This is a genomic window from Streptomyces sp. NPDC047117 (genome assembly GCF_040643545.1).
GTDB lineage: Bacteria > Actinomycetota > Actinomycetes > Streptomycetales > Streptomycetaceae > Streptomyces.
On the sequence record NZ_JBEYUN010000037.1, the window covers coordinates 1 to 18234 of the forward strand.

The following is an 18234-nucleotide window of genomic DNA, read 5'->3' on the forward strand; positions in this document are numbered from 1 at the left end:
TTGTCCTGCTCCAGGGTGTAGCCGGTGACGGAGTAGCCGGCCTTGATCAGGTTCTCCGCCATCGGGGAGCCCATGATGCCCAGACCGACCCACGCGACCTTGGGAAGAGTGCTCACGACAATTGCCTTTCGAAGGTCGGGATCAGTGCTGGTCAGCGGCGCGCAGCGGGGCGGGCAGCCACTCGAAGGCGCCGGCGCTCGGGCGGTCGCCGGGCTTGTACTCCAGGCCCACCCAGCCGTCGTAACCGGCCTTCTTCAGGCGGTTGACCAGGTCGGTGAAGTCCAGGTGGCCGGTGCCGGGCGCGCCGCGGCCGGGGTTGTCGGCGATCTGCACGTGCCCGGTCTTGTCCGTGTACGTGTCGATGACCTCGTTGAGGTCCTCGCCGTTCATCGCCAGGTGGTACAGGTCCATCAGGAACTTGGCGTTGCCCAGGCCCGTCGCCGCGTTGACCTTGTCGACGATCTCGATCGCCTTGGGCGCCGAGACGATCGGGCAGAGCGGCGACTCGGGCTGGTTCAGCGCCTCGATCAGCAGCGTCGCACCGATGGTGTCGGCGGCGCGGGCGGCCAGGGTGAGGTTGGCGAGGGCCACCTCGTCCTGGAGGTCCGGGTCGACGCCCTCGATACGGTTGCCGTAGAGCGCGTTCAGCGCCGTGCAGCCCATGGTGCGGGCGAACTCCACCGCGACGGGCACGTTGGCGCGGAACTTCTCCGACTCCTCGCCGGGCAGGGACAGCGCGCCGCGGTCCGGGCCGGGCAGCTGCCCGGCGTAGAAGTTCAGCCCGACCAGCTGGGTGCCGGCGTCGTTGAGCGCGTCCCGCAGCGCGTCCAGCTCGGACTGCGCGGGCACCGGCGCGTCGACCCACGGCCACCACAGCTCGACCGCCGTGAACCCGGCGGCAGCCGCCGCGGCGGGCCGCTCCAGCAGCGGCAGCTCGGTGAAGAGGATCGACAGATTGACGTCGAAGCGCGTGTCGGTGAAGCCCATGCGGGGTAAGCGCCTTCCGTATTGCGAAACTTTCTTTCTGCTTATTGGAAGACTGCCCGCGAGGCCGAAAGCTGTCAAGGGGTCCCCGGCGGCCGATTGTGGTGGCCGGCCCGAGGTCGGCAGTAGGTTGACGGTGTGCGATTGAGAGTTGAGTTCACAACGGAACCGTTCGACCTCGACGAGGCTCCGGACCACGCCGTGGTGGCCCGCGAGGTGGTCACGGGCGCCGAGCTGGACGCCGTTGACGTGGGCCCCTTCGGCAACACCGCCGAGGGCGAGGCGGAGCGGGTGCTCACCGCGGTCGACGCCCTGCTCCGGCAGTCCCTGGCGGCCGGTGCCACCCGCGTCTCGCTCCAGGTCAATGTCGTCCCCGACGGCGACGGGAACGGGGAGGCGGAGCGGTGACCGGGCCTGCCGACCACCCGTTCGTCCAGGCGGTGAAGCCGCTGGTGGAGGCGATGGGCGGGGAGATGGTCGCGCCCGAGCTGGCGCAGGGTGACGACGTCGTACTGAACTGGGAGGGCGCCGACCGGGTCGCCGTGCGGCTGCCGCACCTCTCCGACTCCCTCGATCACCTGCTCGCGGACCTGGAGCGCCGGCACGGCTGCCCACTCGCCGAGCTGGACCGCAAGACCAAGCAGTCGGTCGTGCGCATCCTGGAGGCCCGCGGCGCCTTCTCCGTACGGCACGGCGTGGAGACCGTCGCGGGCGCGCTCGGTGTCAGCCGCTTCACCGTCTACAACTACCTGAACAGGGAGAACGCGGCGAAGAGCGAGAGCTGACGGGTTACCGCTCGCTTACGTCACTGCAAGCCGTCACAAGCCGTCGCTCCGGGTTTCCGGAGCGGCGGCTTTTGTGTTGCCGAGTTTTCAACAAAGTGTTGACGTGGTGTTGCCGGGGGACTTAGCTATGGCCAGCCCGTTCAACGCACAGCACGACGCAGCCACGGAGGCTTCCCGTGTCTTCGAGTCCGACTCCGGGGCTTTCCCGGTTCAATGCCGCCGACGTCAGCGAGGCCCAGGCCGCGCTGCACGAGGTGTGTGCCAGCGAGGCGTGGGGGAGCAAGATCCTCGCGCAGCGCCCGTACGCCGACACCGACGCCCTCTTCGCCGCCAGCGACGCCGCCATGGCCGAGCTGACCGCCGAGGATCTGGCGGAGGCGATGGCGGGGCATCCGCCGATCGGCCGCCCCAAGCCGGGGGACCCCACCTCATCCCGCGAACAGCGCGGGATGGCGGGGGCTTCCGAAGAGCTCAAGGCCGAGATGCTCGAACTGAACCTGGCCTACCAGGACCGCTTCGGGCACGTCTTCCTCATCTGCGCCACCGGCCTGACCGCCGAGCAGATGCGGGACGCCGTCCGTAACCGGATCGACAACGCGCCGGAACACGAACGAGAGATCGTGCGTGGGGAGCTCGTCAAGATCAACCGCATTCGCCTGACCCGCCTCGCAGAAGGAGACGCAGCATGAGCAGCGACACGGCTGCCGCTCACACGTCGGTGTCCACGCACATCCTGGACACCAGCGTCGGCCGCCCCGCAGAGGGCGTGGCCCTCACGCTCTCGGTGCGCTCCGGCAGCGACGGGGCGTGGACCGCGCACGGCGCGTCCAAGACCGATGCGGACGGGCGCTGCAAGGACCTGCCGGCGCTGCCGGGCGGCACCACCCACGTGCGTCTCGACTTCGAGACCGAGGCGTATTTCGTTTCACATAAGCACAGTTCCACAAAGCAAGCCGAGGAACAGCAGGACGCCCCCGCGCTACGGGACAGCGGAGCCTTCTTCCCGGAGGTGGCAATCACCTTTGCCGTCAAGCCGGGCGAGCACTACCACGTACCGCTGCTGCTCAACCCGTTCGGCTACTCCGTATACCGAGGGAGCTAGCACCGACATGCCCACGATTCTCGGCCAGAACCAGTACGGCAAGGCGGAAAACCGGGTCGTCAAGATCACCCGGGACGGCGACACCCACCACATCAAGGACCTCAACGTCTCGGTCGCCCTTTCCGGCGACCTGGAGGAGGTCCACCTCTCCGGGTCCAACGCCAACTGCCTGCCGACGGACACGACGAAGAACACCTGCTTCGCGTTCGCCAAGGAATACGGCATCGAGTCCGCCGAGCAGTACGGCATCCACCTCGCCCGGCACTTCGTCGACAGCCAGCCGTCCATCCACCGGGCGCGCATCCGCATCGAGGAGTACGCCTGGGAGCGCATCGCCGGCTCCGACGCCAACTCCAAGTTCATCGGCGCCGACGAGGTGAAGCACTCCTTCGTCCGCAAGGGCCAGGAGACCCGCCTCGCGCAGATCACGTACGACGGCGAGAAGTTCGAGGTTCTCTCGGGCCTCAAGGACCTCACCGTCATGAACTCCACGAACTCCGAGTTCTGGGGCTACATCAAGGACAAGTACACGACGCTCAAGGAGGACTACGACCGTATCCTCGCGACGTCGCTGTCCACCTGGTGGCGTCACAACTGGTCGTCCGACGACGAGCGGATGCCCAACTGGGAGCGGTCCTACGACCAGGCCAAGAAGCACATCCTCCAGGCCTTCGTCGAGACCTACTCGCTCTCCCTGCAGCAGACGCTGTACCAAATGGGTTCGCGGGTCATCAACAACCGCAGCGAGATAGACGAGATCCGCTTCTCGGCCCCGAACAAGCACCACTTCCGCCAGGACCTCTCGCCCTTCGGTCTCGACAACGAGGCCAAGGACGGCGCCGTCTACTACGCGGCGGACCGCCCGTACGGGCTCATCGAAGCCACCATCCTGCGCGACGGCGTCGACGCGCGCATCCCGGTGGACATGACCAACCTCTGACGGCTCTCCCACGCCGCGAAGTGCCTCGTTTCCCCCTCCCGTTCACCCGCACGGCGGGAGGGGGCCGCGAAACCTGAGGGGAACGACCCATGGCACAGCAATCGCACGTAGAGAAACACCCCGTACCGCCCGTTCCCGTCCACCCGGTGGACGAGAAGCTGGGTCCCAAGCGGCTCGTCCCCGCCGCTCTGCAGCACATCGCCGCCATGTACGCCGGCGTGGTCACCCCTCCGCTCATCATCGGCCAGGCAGCCCACCTGGACTCGGCCCAGCAGACCCGGCTGATCGCCGCGAGTCTCCTCATCGCCGGTCTCGCCACGCTCCTGCAGACCATCGGCCTCGGCCGGTTCGCCGGAAACCGGCTGCCGTTCGTGAACGCCGCCTCCTCGGCAGGCATCACCCCCATGCTCGCCATCGCCGAGACCTCCGCCAAAGGGCACCAACTGCCCGCGATCTACGGCGCGGTCATGGTCGCAGGTGTCTTCTGCCTGGCAGTGGGTCCCTTCTTCGGCAAGCTGCTGAGGTTCTTCCCGCCGCTGGTGACCGGTGTCGTGATCACACTCATCGGCGTGACGCTGATGCCCGTACCGGTCGGCTGGGCGCAGGGCGGCGACGCCCACGCCGCCGACCACGGCGACATGAAGTACCTGGCACTGGCCGGCTTCACGCTCGTCGTCATCCTGCTCATCCAGCGCTTCTTCGAGGGCTTCATCAAGCAGATCGCGCTCCTCCTCGGCCTGGTCATCGGCACCCTCGCCGCGATCCCCTTCGGCCTGGCGGACTTCTCCTCGATCCGCGAGGCGCCCGTCGCCGCGCTGCCCACGCCGTTCGCCTTCGGCCCGCCGGAGTTCCAGCCCGCCGCGATCCTCTCGCTGTGCATCGTCATGCTCGTCCTGATGACCGAGTCCTCGGCCGGCATGCTGGCCCTCGGCGAGATCTGCGACCGCGAGTGCACCGGCCGGACCATCACCCGCGGCCTGCGCACGGACGGCATCGCCACGCTCATCGGACCGATCTTCGGCGGCTTCCCCACCAGCGCCTTCGCCCAGAACGTCGGCGTCGTGTCGCTCACGAAGGTACGCAGCCGCTACGTCGTCGCCGTCGCGGGCGGCGCCCTCATCGTCCTCGGTGCCTTCCCCGTCCTCGGCGCGGTCGTCAGCCTCGTGCCGATGCCCGTCCTCGGCGGTGCCGGCATCGTCCTCTTCGGCTCCATAGCGGTCAGCGGCATCCGTACGCTCTCCGAGGCCGGCCTGGACGACAGCTCCAACATCATCCTCGTGGCCGTGTCGCTCGGCGCCGGAATCATCCCGCTCGCCGCGCCGACCTTCTACGAAGACTTCCCCGCCTGGGCACAGACCGTCCTCGGCTCCGGTATCAGCGCCGGCGCGCTCGTCGCGGTCCTGCTCAACCTGTTCTTCCATCATCTCGGCACCCGGAGCACCACACGGGCGGCAGTACTGTCAGCTGCATCGCCCGGCTCCGGCACTCAAATCCCGTAGGGCCATGCCGTGCCCAAAACCGCCAGAGAACGAAGGAACCGCCATGGCAGCATCGGCATCCCCTGACAGCGCGGTCGCGCGCATCATCATCGAGAACTGCGCGATCGCGACCGTCGACGCCGACGACACCGAGTACGCCTCGGGGCATGTCGTCGTCGCCGGCAACCGGATCGAGTCGGTGGGCGCGGGAGCCGCGCCCGAGGGCCTGGACGGTGTCGTCCGCCGCGTCGACGGCACCGGCCACCTGCTCACTCCGGGCCTGGTCAACACCCATCACCACTTCTACCAGTGGATCACCCGGGGCCTCGCGACCGACCACAACCTGTTCAACTGGCTGGTCGCGCTGTACCCGACCTGGGCCCGTATCGACGAGCCGATGGCGGCCGCGGCCGCACAGGGTTCGCTGGCCATGATGGCCCGCGGCGGTGTCACCACCGCCATGGACCACCACTACGTCTACCCGCGCGGTTCCGGCGACCTGTCGGGCGCCATCATCAAGGCCGGGTCCGACATGGGCGTACGGTTCACGCTGGCGCGCGGCTCGATGGACCGCGGTGAGTCCGACGGCGGGCTGCCGCCGGACTTCGCGGTGGAGTCCCTGGAGGGCGCGCTCGCGGCCACCGAGGAGACCATCGACCGGCACCACGACGCTTCCTTCGACGCGATGACGCAGGTCGCCGTCGCGCCCTGCTCGCCGTTCTCCGTCTCCACCGACCTGCTGCGGCAGGGCGCGGAGCTGGCCCGCCGCAAGGGCGTACGGCTCCACACCCACGGCAGCGAGACCGTGGAGGAGGAGAAGTTCTGCCACGAGCTGTTCGGCATGGGCCCGACCGACTACTTCGAGTCCACCGGCTGGCTCGGCGAGGACGTGTGGATGGCGCACTGCGTCCACATGAACGACTCCGACATCGACGCCTTCGCCCGCACGGGCACCGGCGTCGCCCACTGCCCGTCGTCCAACGCCCGGCTCGCGGCCGGCATCGCCCGCGTACCGGACATGCTCGCGGCCGGCGTCCCGGTCGGCCTCGGCGTGGACGGCACCGCCTCCAACGAGTCCGGTGAGCTGCACACCGAACTGCGCAACGCGCTGCTGATCAACCGCCTCGGCCCGCACCGCGAGGCCGCCCTGAACGCCCGTCAGGCGCTGCGCCTGGGCACGTTCGGCGGCGCGCGGGTGCTCGGCCGGTCCGGGCAGATCGGCTCGGTCGAGGCGGGCAAGCTCGCCGACCTGGTGCTGTGGAAGCTGGACGGCATCGGCCACTCCACCATCGCCGACCCGGTCACCGCGCTGGTCTTCGGCGCGGCGGCCCCGGTGACCCTCTCGCTCGTCAACGGCAAGCCGGTGGTGGAGGACAACCGCCTCACCACCGTCGACGAGGACGCCGTGGCGCGCAGTGCGCGGAGCGAGTCGCAGCGGCTGGCCCGCATCGCCGCCGAGGGCTGACCCCGGCGGTACGAAGAACCCGTACGGCACGGCCCGTACGGCACACCTGAAGACTCGGCCGGGGGGGACGGCCCCCGGCTGAGCTTGTGGATCCGAGCGGGATCCACAAGCGCCGTACCCGGGGACGCGGGCACCACCCGCGTCCCCGGTCCGGTTCCACCCGCGCACCGCGTCACCCACGCACTTCCCGCCCCGCACCACCCGTGTCACCCCGCACAACCCCCCTCACGCGCCAAGAGCGCCCACTCGCAGCCGCACCTGCACCCGCATTTCGCACGGCATCACCTGGCAAGCCCTCCGTGACAGGCTCGTACCACCGGCCCGGTGGTACAGAAATCGAAGGAGGCCCGCAGTGGCCGCAACTCCCGGGCAGCACGTGGAGGGGGACCGGAAACACCCGGTCGACGAAACCCTCCCGCCTTTCAAAATGTTCACCAGTGGTCTGCAGCATGTGGCCGCCATGTACGCGGGTGTGGTGGCCCCGCCGATGATCGTCGGGCCGGCCTGCGGGCTGAGCGCGACCGAGACCGCGTTCCTCATGGGCGCCAGCCTCTTCACCGCCGGCATCGCGACCCTGTTGCAGACGCTCGGCTTCTGGAAGGTCGGCGCCAAGCTCCCGTTCGTCAACGGCGTGTCCTTCGCCGGTGTCACCCCGATGGTCGCCATCGGCAAGGCGCAGAGCCCCGAGAACGCCCTGCCGATCATCTTCGGCGCGGTGATCGTCGCCGGTGTACTGGGCTTCGTTCTCGCCCCGTACTTCTCCAAGCTGGTCCGCTTCTTCCCGCCGGTCGTCACCGGCACCGTCATCACCCTGATCGGCGTCTCGCTCCTCCCGGTGGCCTTCAACTGGTCCCAGGGCGGCAACGAGGCGGCGCCGGACTACGGTTCGCTGACCAATATCGGCATGGCGGCGCTGACGTTCGTGATCGTGCTGGTACTGCGGCGCACCCTGCGCGGCTTCCTCCAGCAGATATCCATCCTGCTCGGCCTGATCGCCGGCACCCTGATCGCGATACCCGTCGGCATCACCGACTTCAGTGTGATCACCAAGGCCGACATCATCGGCTTCCCGACGCCCTTCCACTTCGGCGCCCCGCAGTTCGACATCGCCGCGATCATCTCGATGTGCATCGTGATGCTGGTCTGCATGACCGAGTCGACCGCCGACATGCTGGCGCTCGGGAAGATCGTCGGGCGGCCCGCGGACGAGCGCACCATCGAGGGCGGTCTGCGCGCCGACACCCTCGGCACGGCGATCAGCCCGCTCTTCAACGGCTTCGCCAACAGCGCGTTCGCGCAGAACATCGGCCTGGTCGCGATGACCAAGGTGCGCAGCCGCTTCGTCGTCGCCACCGGCGGTCTGATCCTGATCGTCCTCGGCCTCTGTCCGATCGCGGCGTCCGTCATCTCCCTCGTGCCGCTGCCGGTGCTGGGCGGCGCGGGCATCGTGCTCTTCGGCTCGGTCGCCGCCAGCGGCATCCAGACGCTGTCCACGGCGGCCCTGGAGAAGGGCGAGAACGCGCTGATCGTCGCGGCGGCCGTCGGGATCGGCCTGATACCGATCGCGGCGCCCGACTTCTACCACAACTTCCCGAAGGACCTGCTGGTCGTGCTGGACTCCGGTATCTCCACCGGCTGTCTTGTCGCGATCATCCTCAACCTGCTCTTCAATCACCTTCGCGCAGGCCGTGAAGGTGAACAGGGGACGTCGGCGGGACTTCTGGAAGATGGAATTCCGTCGCAGCGACCAGCAGAAGGGTCTTCCGCTGCCGGGGTGCACTGACGTAACGTCGTCCCGCCCAGCGCAGACGGAAGTTACTTTCCAGTCTTGAGGCCGGCCCGCCCTGGGCTCCCCGTACGCCTGCCGTACGCCCACGGAGACCAGGGGCGGCGCCGGCCGCATCCCGTACGAGACGGAAGAAGCGCCACCCATGAGTTCTGCCCGCGTCCCGTCCGACGCCCCCGCACCACCCGCGGACACCGCCGCCGCCGCCGTTCACCCCGTCGACGAGGTGCTGCCGGCGGGCCGCATGCTCGTCGCGAGCCTCCAGCACGTCGCCTCGATGTACGCCGGTGCCGTCTCCGTACCGCTCGTCGTCGCGGTCGCGGCCAAGATGTCCGCCGCCGACACCGCCGTCCTCATGGGCGGCAGCCTCCTGATGGCGGGCATCGCGACGCTCCTGCAGACGCTCGGCATCGGCAACTTCATCGGCTCCCGCCTGCCGTTCGTCAACGGCGTCTCCTTCGCGGGCGTCGGCGTCATGCTGACGATCCTGACCACCCAGGGCGGCGTACAGGCGGGCATGCCCGTCGTCTTCGGCGCGATCATCGTCTCCAGCCTCTTCGGCTGCCTGATCAGCTCGTACTTCTCGCGCCTCGTACGGTTCTTCCCGCCGGTCGTCACCGGCTCGGTGATCCTCCTCATCGGCGTCTCGCTGATCCCGGTCGCCTACGAGTGGATCGTGGACGGCGCGCCGTCCGGCACCCCGGACCCGAAGAACATCGCGCTGGCCGCCGCCACCATCGTGGTGATGCTGCTCCTCCAGCGGTTCACGCGCGGCTTCCTCAAGCAGATCAGCATGCTCTTCGCGATGCTCTTCGGCACCCTGCTGGCGATCCCGATGGGCCTCGCCGACTTCTCGAAGCTCGGCGACGCCGACCTGTTCGGCATCCCCGCGCCCCTGCACTTCGGCGCCCCGCAGTTCTCGCTCCCCGCGATCATCTCGATGTGCGTGGTCATGCTGGTGATCCTCACCGAGTCGACCGCCGACATGATCGCCCTGGGCAAGATCGTGGACAAGGAGGTCGACGAGAAGACCATCGCCCGCGGCCTTCGTGCCGACAGCCTCGGCTCCGCGCTCAGCCCGCTCTTCAACGCCTTTCACGCGAGCGCCTTCGCGCAGAACATCGGCCTGGTCGTCATCTCCAACGTCCGCAGCCGCTTCGTGGTGGCCCTGAGCGGCGGCCTGCTCGTCCTCATCGGCCTCAGCCCGGCCGCCGCCGCGCTGATCTCGGTCGTCCCCATGCCGGTACTGGCCGCCGTCAGCCTCTTCCTCTTCGGCTCCATCGCCGTCAGCGGCATCCAGACCCTGCTCCAGGCCGACCTGCACCGCGGCGACAACGCGCTGATCGTCGTCGTCACCCTCGGCGCCGGCCTCGCCCCCGCCCTCTCCAAGGGCTTCTACGACGCGTTCCCGTCCTGGGCGCAGATCGTCCTCGGCTCGGGCATCTCCACCGGCTGCCTGCTGGCCGTCACCCTGAACCTGGTCTTCAACCACCTGGGGAAGCGCGCCCGCGCGACGGCGGAGGAACCGGCCGCCGCACACTGACGGGCCGCACCGCCGGCACCAGGTCTCCGGCGGGCGGGGGTGCGTGGGGTGCCCCCGCCCGCCGGTGCGCGGTACGCCGTACGGGCCTGCCGTACGGGCCGTGCTGTACGGGCCGCTGCCGTACGGGCCGGTGATCAGCCGATGTGGAACGGGTCCCCGTACACCTTCCAGTCCAGCGGCGGGTCCAGGTTCAGGTTCCCCTTGTTCAGGAAGACGCGCTGCGCGGTGTCCACGCGGCTGGTGTCACTGTGTGCCTCCTCCTGCTTCATGGCCCACACCCGCGCGTCCAGGAAGGCGCCGAGGTACTTCTTCTCGTCCCCGCCCTGGGCCGGCGGCTTGGCCTTGGCCAACGCCTTCTTCCGTATGCTCCCGAAGCTGGTCGCGTCGTTCCCGCCCCCGTGCATCACGAGGGCGTCGTAGTACGCGAACTGCCCGAGCACCCCGACCCCGTCGGCCTTCCCCTGCTTCACCGCCGGGTTGAAGTACACCCGGTCCCGCTCATCGTTCTGCGCCTTCTGGAACGCCGAGTCCTGGGCCGCCTTCTTCCAGTCCTTGGTGAAATTCGGGTCCAGCCCCTCGTGCGAGTCACTCCCGTCCACCTCCCGCAGCGCGGGCAGGTACTTGGCGAGCACGTTCCCCGGCTTGCGCTTCGTGTAGAGCTCCACCAGCTCCAGCATGTCGTGCGTACCGGAGCAGAACCCGATGATGCCGCCGGTGTACCCGCGGCCGTCCCCGATGTCCTCGATGTAGCCGTACTGCGCCTTCCAGTCCAGCGAGGAGTTCTCCGCACTGGACACCAGCTGCATGGCGATCTCCTTCTTCGCCGGATCATCGAGCCCGGCCGCGGCCCGCTGCCCGGCTTCCACGTGACGGGCGGGGGAGGGGCCGGTGCTCGCCACAGCGGTCGCCGGCACGGCCAGCAGAGCCAGCCCGAGCACCACACGAACGGCAGGCCTGCCGAACGCCACGCTCTTCGATCGGGTGCGCATGATGGATCGCCTCCAGTCAGGAGAGTTCCGTGGGGGGTTCCCCAATCGTTAGGAAGCTTTCCTACCAGACCCGAGGGTTGACGTATACCCGTCAGGTACGGGGGAGTTGGCCGATGCGGCCCCGGCATACGCGAGCGCCCCCGCCGCGGGGTGCGGCGGGGGCGCTGGGCGTGCGGGGCGTCAGACCAGCTGGTCGTAGGCCGGGAGGGTGAGGAAGGCGGCGTAGTCGGTGTCCAGGGAGACCTGGAGGAGGAGGTCGTGGGCCTGCTGCCACTTGCCGGCGGCGAAGGCCTCCTCGCCGATCTCCTTGCGGATCGCGTCGAGTTCGGTCGCGGCGACCTCGCGGGCGAGCTCGGCCGTGGCCTTCTGGCCGTTCTCGAACTCCACGCCCGCGTTGATCCACTGCCAGATCTGCGAGCGGGAGATCTCGGCGGTGGCCGCGTCCTCCATGAGGTTGAAGATGGCCACGGCGCCGAGGCCGCGCAGCCACGCCTCGATGTAACGGATGCCGACCTGGACGGCGTTGACGAGGCCGTCGTAGGTGGGCTTCGCGTCGAGCGAGTCGATGGCGATCAGGTCGCCGGCGGCGACGCTGACGTCCTCGCGCAGGCGGTCCTTCTGGTTCGGCTTCTCGCCGAGGACCTTGTCGAAGGACTCCATGGCGATCGGGACCAGGTCGGGGTGGGCCACCCACGAGCCGTCGAAGCCGTCGCCGGCCTCGCGGTCCTTGTCGGCGCGGACCTTCTCGAAGGCGACCTTGTTGACCTCCGCGTCCCGGCGGGACGGGATGAAGGCCGCCATGCCGCCGATCGCGTGCGCGCCGCGCTTGTGGCACGTACGGACGAGGAGCTCGGTGTACGCGCGCATGAACGGGGCCGTCATGGTCACCGCGTTGCGGTCCGGGAGGACGAACTTGGCGCCGCCGTCACGGAAGTTCTTCACGATCGAGAAGAGGTAGTCCCAGCGGCCGGCGTTCAGCCCGGAGGCGTGGTCGCGCAGCTCGTAGAGGATCTCCTCCATCTCGTACGCCGCGGTGATCGTCTCGATGAGGACGGTGGCGCGGATGGTGCCCTGCGGGACGCCGACGTAGTCCTGCGCGAAGACGAAGATCTCGTTCCAGAGGCGGGCCTCCAGGTGCGATTCGGTCTTCGGCAGGTAGAAGTACGGGCCCTTGCCGAGGTCGAGCAGGCGCTTCGCGTTGTGGAAGAAGTACAGGCCGAAGTCGACGAGGGCGCCGGGCACGGCCTTGCCGTCGAGCTGGAGGTGGCGCTCGTCGAGGTGCCAGCCGCGCGGCCGCATCACGACGGTCGCGAGCTCCTCGGCGGACTTCAGCGCGTACGACTTGCCGCTGCGCGCGTCGGTGAAGTCGATCCGGCGCTCGTAGGCGTCGGTCAGGTTGAGCTGGCCAAGGACGACGTTCTCCCAGGTGGGAGCGGAGGCGTCCTCGAAGTCGGCGAGCCAGACCTTCGCGCCCGAGTTGAGCGCGTTGATGGTCATCTTGCGGTCGGTGGGACCGGTGATCTCCACTCGACGGTCGTTCAGGGCCGCGGGGGCCTCGGCGACCTTCCAGGAGTCGTCCGCGCGGATGTGCGCGGTCTCGGGGAGGAAGTCCAGCGTGCTGGTCCGGGCGATCTCCGCGCGGCGCTCGTCGCGGCGCTTCAGAAGCTCGTCGCGGCGGGGGGTGAACCGGCGGTGCAGCTCAGCCACGAAGGCCAGGGCGGCCTCGGTGAGGACCTCGTCCTGGCGCTCCAGGGGCTCGGCGTCGACGATGGCCAGCGGGGACGGCGCTGGTGCGGACATGGGCTGTCACTCCAATTCAGCGGCGGTGCCTTGCGGCCGCCGGGCCGCCCTGGCGGCACTGGGTGCCGAGGGCTCCGAGATACGGTCGCGGGCGCCGTCTGGGGTTCAGGGCGCTTCTGACCAGTGGAGAGTAGTTTCCTTATAGCGGAAGTTCAATGGTTTGTTGACGTCGAGATTCTTTTGATCGACAGATGAGGTGATCGAATGGCGCTGAGTGCCATCGTGGTCACGCTCCATCACCTCCGCGCGCGGCGCGCCCCGCTGCGAGTCGGGGCAGGTCGGCAGGCGTGTCGATGTCGTACGGCTCGGCCACGTCCCCGCATTCGACGAGCGTGAGGGCGTCGGCGTGCGCCGCGAGGTAATCCCGTGCGCCGCGGTCGCCCGCCGCGCCCGCCGCCACCGCCGCCCAGCGCTCCGCGCCGAACAGCACCGGGTGTCCGCGCCGCCCCTCGTACGCCGCCGCTGCCAGATCGGCGCCCGCCTCGTACGCCGCCACCAGCCGCGCCACCGCGGCGGACCCGATGCCCGGCTGGTCGACCAGCGAGACCACGACGGCGTCCGCGCCCGTACCGGCCAGCGCGGCGAGGCCGGCCCGGAGGGACGTGCCCATGCCCGCCGCCCAGTCGGGGTTCTCGGTGACGGCGTACGCGGACAGCTCGGCCCGCGCGCGTACGGTGTCGGCCGCCGCGCCCAGCACGATGTGCACGGGCCCGCAGCCGCCGTTCCGCAGCACCCGCGCGGCGTTCTCGACCAGCGGCCGGCCGCGGAAGTCCAGCAGCGCCTTGGGCCGCCCGCCCAGCCGCCGGCCGCCCCCGGCCGCGAGCAGCAGCCCGGCGACGGCGGGCCGGCCGGCTCCCGCGGGCGGGGCGGGCGGGGAAGTGGTGGGGTGCGCGTCCGCGCCGGAGGAAGTCATGGGGTCTGCTTACCGCATCCCGGCGCATCGCAGCACGCAGCGTCGCGCGCAACCCGCCAGCGCGCCCCGCGCACCACGGGCGCGCCACCGGAAGTCAAGCCGCGGGCGGAACGACGGCGATTCTGCGACAGATTTGCCCGTGGGGGCGACGGGAACAGCGCCGGTCACGGTCGTGACGCACCCGGCCGCGGGGGCGCGGGGCCCGGTCCGTGCGCCGGAGGTGCCGGTCGGGCGTCATGTGGCGGCCGGTGAAAGGTCCAACTGAATTTCGCTCTCCGTATGGCGCGAATAGCGCACCGTGGCGTTAACTGATCCGCGGCTTCCCGATGGAGCGGGGCCGGGTGAGGGGGCGATGTGGTGCGATGCGAACCAACGGCCGTGGAGGATGCCGTCGTTGTGGAGCAATGGCAGCGGCAGAGGCCGAAGCAGGAGACCGGGGTCGTGGACGACCCGCGCGTCGAGGCGCTGCGCGTGGCCGTCGCCCGGCTCCGCCGTGAACTGGCCGCCTACCCCGCGGAGCTGCCCGACCGGGGCGCCGCCGAGGAAGAACTGGCCACGCTGGACGCCATGGTGACCGGCGGCACGCCGGAAGTACCGCGGCTGCGCCGCTGCCTGCTGCTGATCGCGGGTGCCGTCGGTTCGGTCAGCGCGCTGTCGCCGACGCTCACCGAGGTACGCAAGGTCATCGACCTCTTCGGGGACATGCCGCGGAGCTGAATCTCTGCGTCGCACGTACAGAGCGGGGCGCGGGGCCTGATGCCCCGCGCCCCGCTTCGTACGTCCGAGGCCGGCGGCCGCTACGCCGGCGTCTGGTTGGCCAGTGCCACCGACAGCTCGCGGGCGACTTCCTGGAGGACCGGCACGATCTTGTCCGTGGCGGCCTCGGTGACCCGGCCGGTCGGGCCGGAGATCGAGATGGCCGCCGCGGTGGGCGAGTCCGGGACCGGTACGGCGATGCACCGGACGCCGATCTCCTGCTCGTTGTCGTCCACGGCGAAGCCCTGCCCGCGCACCTCTTCGAGGGCGCTCAGGAAGGCGTCCGGCTCGGTGATCGTCTTCTCGGTCGAGGCCGGCATGCCGGTCCGTCCGAGCAGCGCGCGGACCTCCTCCGGCGCGTGGTTCGCGAGCAGCGCCTTGCCCACGCCCGTGGTGTGCGGCAGCACCCGCCGGCCGACCTCGGTGAACATGCGTACCGCGTGCCGCGACGGCACCTGGGCGACGTACACGATCTCGTCGCCGTCGAGCAGCGCCATGTTCGCCGTCTCGCCGGTCTCCTCGACCAGGCGGGCCAGGTACGGGCGGGCCCAGGTGCCCAGCAGCCGCGAGGCGCTCTCGCCGAGGCGGATCAGGCGGGGGCCGAGCGCGTACCGGCGGTTGGGCTGCTGCCGGACGTAGCCGCAGGCCACCAGCGTGCGCATCAGGCGGTGGATGGTGGGCAGCGGCAGCCCGCTGCTGGCCGACAGCTCGCTGAGGCCGACCTCGCCGCCGGCATCTGCCATCCGTTCCAGCAGGTCGAAGGCGCGCTCAAGGGACTGGACGCCCCCGCTCGCGGCTGCGGGCTTGGCTGCGTCGGAAGGGCTGGCGCTGGACGGCGGCACGTCGCGTTCCTTTCGGATCAGGTGGTGTCGGGCCCGGCGCGTGCAGAGGGGGATTCCGCGTCCGACCGGGAGCAGCCTACCGTTCCCCTTCTGTCGACACACTGTCTATCGCACAGTCGTTCCTGCCGGTCAGCCGCCGTTTGGTGACCGGCCGGGGGTGCGACCTGGGTTACTCGCCAGGATCCCTTGACGGTCCTAGTGGGCGAAGCTACGTTCTGCACCTCGAAAGCTACTGCCCATTCTGTGGAATCCTCCAATTCACCGAAGCGTCGGGCCGTCCGCTGCCGCCGCCCCGTCCGGCCGGCCGTACCGAGCCTCCCGTACCGCTTCCCGCGTTGGAGCCTCCGGCTTCCTGGAGTGTCATGCGCATTCTCGTCATGAACCCGAACACCACGGCTTCCATGACCGCCTCGATCCGCGCCACCGCCACCGCCGTCGCGTCCCTCGGCACCGAGATCATCGCCACCGAGCCGCTCTGGGGCCCGGAGTCGATCGAGGGCCACTTCGAGGGCTACCTCAGCGCCGCGGCCGTCCTGGACCGCCTCACCACCCTGGACTTCTCCTACGACGCCCTGGTCATGGCCGGGTTCGGGGAGCCCGGCCGGGAAGGCGCCCAGGAGCTGCTGGACGTGCCCGTCCTGGACATCACCGAGAGCGCCGCCCAGATGGCGATGATGCTCGGCCACTCCTACGGCGTCGTCACCACCCTGGACCGCGCCGTGCCGCAGATCCGCGACCGGCTGCTGACCGCCGGGCTGCTCCAGCGCTGCGCCGGCGTCCGCGGTACCGGCCTCGGCGTACTGGAGCTGGAGGAGGACGCGGACCGGACCACCCGGGTCATCGTCGAGACGGCCCGCGAGGTCGTACGCGACGGCGCCGAGGTGATCTGCCTGGGCTGCGGTGGCATGGCCGGGCTCCAGGAGCGGGTCTCCGCCGAGCTGGGCGTGCCGGTCGTGGACGGCGTCGCCGCCGCCGTGAAGTTCGCCGAGGCGGTGGCCGGGCTGGGGCTCGCGACCAGCGCCGTACGGAGCTTCGCCGCGCCGCGCCCCAAGCGGATCGGCTCCTGGCCACTGAGTACCCATCTGTCCCTTTCGGCCGCCTCGTCCCCGCGTAACGCCGAATTTTCCGCACAGACATCAGGCATCTGATGTCTGAGGTCTATCACTAGACGTCAGGCATCTGATGTCTTTGCGGGCAGGGACCGCAGGGGTCGTAAGAACCGCGAAGCCCGCAAGGACCGCACCCGCACAGCAGTTGAGGTTCCGTTCCCATCCGCCCGGGAGGATCACGTGGCACCGGCACCATCTGCACCACCCCCGCTGCAACCGGACCTCCGCCTCTACAACGAGGACCTGGCTCCGGCCCCGGAACGCAAATGGGGCACCTACAGCGTCTTCGCGCTGTGGATGTCCGACACCCACGCGATCAGCAACTACGCCTTCGCCTCCAGCCTCTTCGTGCTGGGCCTGCCGGCCTGGGAGGTCTTCCTCGCGCTGCTGGCCGGCATCACGATCGTGTACTGGCTGATGAACCGCATGGGGCACGCGGGGCACCGCACCGGCGTCCCTTATCCGGTGCTCGCCCGCGCCAGCTGGGGCGTCTACGGCGCGAACATCCCGGCGCTCCTGCGGGCGGTGATGGCGGTCGCCTGGTACGGCATCCAGACCTGGCTCGCGTCCACGGCCGTCGTGCTGCTCGTGCTCCAGGTCGCGCCCGGCCTGGACCAGTACCACCACAATTCCGTCCTCGGGCTCTCCACCCTCGGCTGGATCTCCTTCATGATCATGTGGGGCCTCCAGGCGGTGCTGCTGACCCGCGGCATGGAGTTCATCCGCAAGGTGCAGGACTTCGCGACCGGGCCGGTCGTCTGGCTGGTCGTCCTCGCGCTCGCCGTCTATCTCGTCGTCGAGGCGGGTGGGGACATCTCGCTCACCGACAGCCTCACCGGGCTGAGCGGTGGCGAACAGGCGCGCCAGAGCCTGATCGCGGTCAGCCTGACGGTCGCCACGTTCCTCACGCTGGTGCTCAACTACGCCGACTTCGCGCGCTTCACCCCTGATCACCGGGCCTACAGGCGCGGCAACCTCATCGGTCTGCCGGTGAACTTCACCGCCTTCGCGGTCGTCGCCGTGCTGGTCACGGCCGGCACGATCTCCGTGTTCGGCGAGGCGATCTACGACCCGGTGAAGGTCATCCAGAAGATCGACAACCCGGTCGTGACGATCATCGGCGCCATTTCCTTCATCGTCGCCACCATCGGCATCAACGTCGTCGCCAACTTCGTCTCGCCCGCGTACGACTTCGCCAACCTCGCGCCGAAGTACCTGAACTTCAAGCGCGGCGGCATGATCACCGCGGTGCTCGCGATCGTCGTCATGCCCTGGAAGCTGTACTCCTCGGCGCTGGTGATCCAGTACTTCCTCGGGGCCCTCGGCGCGTTCCTCGGTCCGCTGGTGGCGATCCTCCTCGTCGACTACTACTTCATCCGCCGCGGCCGGATCGACGTGGACGCGCTGTTCGCGGCCGACGCGGCGGGCGAGTACCACTACCGCAAGGGCTACAACCCGAAGGCCGTGCTCGCCTTCGTGCCGTCCGCGGTGGTCTCCGCGGTGATCGCCCTGGTGCCGGCCTTCGACGTCCTGGCGCCGTTCTCCTGGGTGTTCGGCATGGGCGTCGCGGGGGCGCTGTACTTCTTCGTCTCGCGGCGCGCCCGTACGACCGGCGAGATCCCTGACGAGATCATTTCTTCGCAGGTCAGGGCCCCTGTCGAGAACCCGGAGCAGGGCCTGGAGCAGATGCGGGTCAAGGCCGCCGAGGGGGCTTGAGGGCCGGGAAGAGGGGTCTTGACGGG

General features: G+C 69.6%; 18 protein-coding genes. 12 read left to right on the top strand and 6 right to left on the bottom strand.

The genetic code is table 11. The annotated features are described in order from the left end of the window. Together ABZ840_RS36895 and ABZ840_RS36900 are read right to left on the bottom strand one after the other, a co-directional pair. A partial coding sequence (locus ABZ840_RS36895) for an NAD(P)-binding domain-containing protein (protein ID WP_361568277.1) occupies nucleotides 1-116 on the bottom strand: 116 nt, incomplete at its 3' end. A 25-nt stretch (nucleotides 117-141) separates the two neighbouring features. Then, nucleotides 142-987, bottom strand: coding sequence for a TIM barrel protein (locus ABZ840_RS36900; RefSeq protein WP_361568194.1), 846 nt, complete (start codon nucleotides 985-987; stop codon nucleotides 142-144). Between the two features lie 135 nt (nucleotides 988-1122). Between ABZ840_RS36900 and ABZ840_RS36905 the strand changes: the two genes are divergently transcribed. From ABZ840_RS36905 to ABZ840_RS36945, 9 genes are all read left to right on the top strand, one after another. Further along, on the top strand, nucleotides 1123-1392 hold the full coding sequence (locus ABZ840_RS36905) for a hypothetical protein (RefSeq protein ID WP_361568197.1): 270 nt from the start codon (nucleotides 1123-1125) through the stop codon (nucleotides 1390-1392). Continuing rightward, nucleotides 1389-1769: a helix-turn-helix domain-containing protein gene (locus ABZ840_RS36910; protein WP_361568199.1), complete on the top strand. Its 381-nt coding sequence runs from the start codon at nucleotides 1389-1391 to the stop codon at nucleotides 1767-1769. The genes ABZ840_RS36905 and ABZ840_RS36910 overlap by 4 nt, the downstream gene beginning before the upstream one ends. 176 nt (nucleotides 1770-1945) lie before the next feature. Beyond that, nucleotides 1946-2458: a 2-oxo-4-hydroxy-4-carboxy-5-ureidoimidazoline decarboxylase gene (gene uraD, locus ABZ840_RS36915; protein WP_361568202.1), complete on the top strand. Its 513-nt coding sequence runs from the start codon at nucleotides 1946-1948 to the stop codon at nucleotides 2456-2458. After that, nucleotides 2455-2871 (top strand): hydroxyisourate hydrolase, encoded by a 417-nt coding sequence (uraH, locus tag ABZ840_RS36920; RefSeq protein ID WP_361568204.1) that lies wholly within the window; start codon nucleotides 2455-2457, stop codon nucleotides 2869-2871. Before uraD ends, uraH begins: the two co-directional genes overlap by 4 nt. A gap of 7 nt (nucleotides 2872-2878) precedes the next feature. After that, complete coding sequence (pucL, locus tag ABZ840_RS36925) at nucleotides 2879-3811, top strand: factor-independent urate hydroxylase (RefSeq protein WP_361568207.1); 933 nt, start codon at nucleotides 2879-2881, stop codon at nucleotides 3809-3811. An 89-nt stretch (nucleotides 3812-3900) separates the two neighbouring features. Further along, nucleotides 3901-5310 carry a nucleobase:cation symporter-2 family protein gene (locus tag ABZ840_RS36930; RefSeq protein WP_361568210.1) on the top strand — a complete coding sequence of 470 codons (1410 nt, stop codon included), beginning with the start codon at nucleotides 3901-3903 and terminating at the stop codon, nucleotides 5308-5310. 43 nt (nucleotides 5311-5353) lie between these two features. Continuing rightward, complete coding sequence (locus ABZ840_RS36935; RefSeq protein WP_361568212.1) at nucleotides 5354-6754, top strand: 8-oxoguanine deaminase; 1401 nt, start codon at nucleotides 5354-5356, stop codon at nucleotides 6752-6754. Nucleotides 6755-7106: 352 nt separating this feature from the next. After that, on the top strand, nucleotides 7107-8537 hold the full coding sequence (locus tag ABZ840_RS36940) for a nucleobase:cation symporter-2 family protein (RefSeq protein ID WP_361568215.1): 1431 nt from the start codon (nucleotides 7107-7109) through the stop codon (nucleotides 8535-8537). A 148-nt stretch (nucleotides 8538-8685) separates the two neighbouring features. Further along, a complete protein-coding gene (locus ABZ840_RS36945) occupies nucleotides 8686-10083 on the top strand; it encodes a nucleobase:cation symporter-2 family protein (RefSeq protein WP_361568217.1) in 1398 nt (465 codons plus the stop codon). A 134-nt stretch (nucleotides 10084-10217) separates the two neighbouring features. Here the strand turns inward: ABZ840_RS36945 and ABZ840_RS36950 are convergent, their stop codons facing one another. The 3 genes from ABZ840_RS36950 to ABZ840_RS36960 all read right to left on the bottom strand — a co-directional run bounded on the left by ABZ840_RS36950 (nucleotide 10218) and on the right by ABZ840_RS36960 (nucleotide 13785). Beyond that, on the bottom strand, nucleotides 10218-11072 hold the full coding sequence (locus ABZ840_RS36950) for a chitosanase (RefSeq protein WP_361568220.1): 855 nt from the start codon (nucleotides 11070-11072) through the stop codon (nucleotides 10218-10220). A 180-nt stretch (nucleotides 11073-11252) separates the two neighbouring features. Continuing rightward, nucleotides 11253-12872, bottom strand: a complete 1620-nt coding sequence (gene aceB / locus ABZ840_RS36955; RefSeq protein ID WP_361568223.1) for a malate synthase A — start codon at nucleotides 12870-12872, stop codon at nucleotides 11253-11255. A gap of 226 nt (nucleotides 12873-13098) precedes the next feature. Beyond that, a complete protein-coding gene (locus tag ABZ840_RS36960; RefSeq protein ID WP_361568227.1) occupies nucleotides 13099-13785 on the bottom strand; it encodes a nucleotidyltransferase family protein in 687 nt (228 codons plus the stop codon). A 441-nt stretch (nucleotides 13786-14226) separates the two neighbouring features. On the opposite strand from ABZ840_RS36960, the gene ABZ840_RS36965 reads away from it, so the two are divergent. After that, the gene (locus ABZ840_RS36965) at nucleotides 14227-14502 is read left to right on the top strand and encodes a DUF5955 family protein (protein ID WP_361568230.1); all 276 of its coding nucleotides are present in this window, start codon (nucleotides 14227-14229) and stop codon (nucleotides 14500-14502) included. 80 nt (nucleotides 14503-14582) lie between these two features. Here ABZ840_RS36965 and ABZ840_RS36970 read toward each other — a convergent pair whose 3' ends face one another. Then, the gene (locus ABZ840_RS36970; RefSeq protein WP_361568233.1) at nucleotides 14583-15383 is read right to left on the bottom strand and encodes an IclR family transcriptional regulator; all 801 of its coding nucleotides are present in this window, start codon (nucleotides 15381-15383) and stop codon (nucleotides 14583-14585) included. 362 nt (nucleotides 15384-15745) lie between these two features. Between ABZ840_RS36970 and ABZ840_RS36975 the strand changes: the two genes are divergently transcribed. Both ABZ840_RS36975 and ABZ840_RS36980 read left to right on the top strand, forming a co-directional pair. Beyond that, complete coding sequence (locus tag ABZ840_RS36975) at nucleotides 15746-16531, top strand: aspartate/glutamate racemase family protein (protein WP_361568236.1); 786 nt, start codon at nucleotides 15746-15748, stop codon at nucleotides 16529-16531. A 141-nt stretch (nucleotides 16532-16672) separates the two neighbouring features. Next, nucleotides 16673-18208, top strand: a complete 1536-nt coding sequence (locus tag ABZ840_RS36980; protein ID WP_361568239.1) for an NCS1 family nucleobase:cation symporter-1 — start codon at nucleotides 16673-16675, stop codon at nucleotides 18206-18208. Nucleotides 18209-18234 lie beyond the last annotated feature (26 nt).

Excerpts from the sequence above, each read along its gene's own strand:
- ABZ840_RS36950 (WP_361568220.1), bottom strand. The coding sequence starts at position 11,072 with ATGCGCACCCGATCGAAGAGCGTGGCGTTCGGCAGGCCTGCCGTTCGT.
- pucL (WP_361568207.1), top strand. The coding sequence starts at position 2,879 with ATGCCCACGATTCTCGGCCAGAACCAGTACGGCAAGGCGGAAAACCGG.
- ABZ840_RS36930 (WP_361568210.1), top strand. The coding sequence starts at position 3,901 with ATGGCACAGCAATCGCACGTAGAGAAACACCCCGTACCGCCCGTTCCC.
- ABZ840_RS36960 (WP_361568227.1), bottom strand. The coding sequence starts at position 13,785 with ATGACTTCCTCCGGCGCGGACGCGCACCCCACCACTTCCCCGCCCGCC.
- ABZ840_RS36975 (WP_361568236.1), top strand. The coding sequence starts at position 15,746 with ATGCGCATTCTCGTCATGAACCCGAACACCACGGCTTCCATGACCGCC.
- ABZ840_RS36945 (WP_361568217.1), top strand. The coding sequence starts at position 8,686 with ATGAGTTCTGCCCGCGTCCCGTCCGACGCCCCCGCACCACCCGCGGAC.
- aceB (WP_361568223.1), bottom strand. The coding sequence starts at position 12,872 with ATGTCCGCACCAGCGCCGTCCCCGCTGGCCATCGTCGACGCCGAGCCC.
- uraH (WP_361568204.1), top strand. The coding sequence starts at position 2,455 with ATGAGCAGCGACACGGCTGCCGCTCACACGTCGGTGTCCACGCACATC.
- ABZ840_RS36900 (WP_361568194.1), bottom strand. The coding sequence starts at position 987 with ATGGGCTTCACCGACACGCGCTTCGACGTCAATCTGTCGATCCTCTTC.
- ABZ840_RS36935 (WP_361568212.1), top strand. The coding sequence starts at position 5,354 with ATGGCAGCATCGGCATCCCCTGACAGCGCGGTCGCGCGCATCATCATC.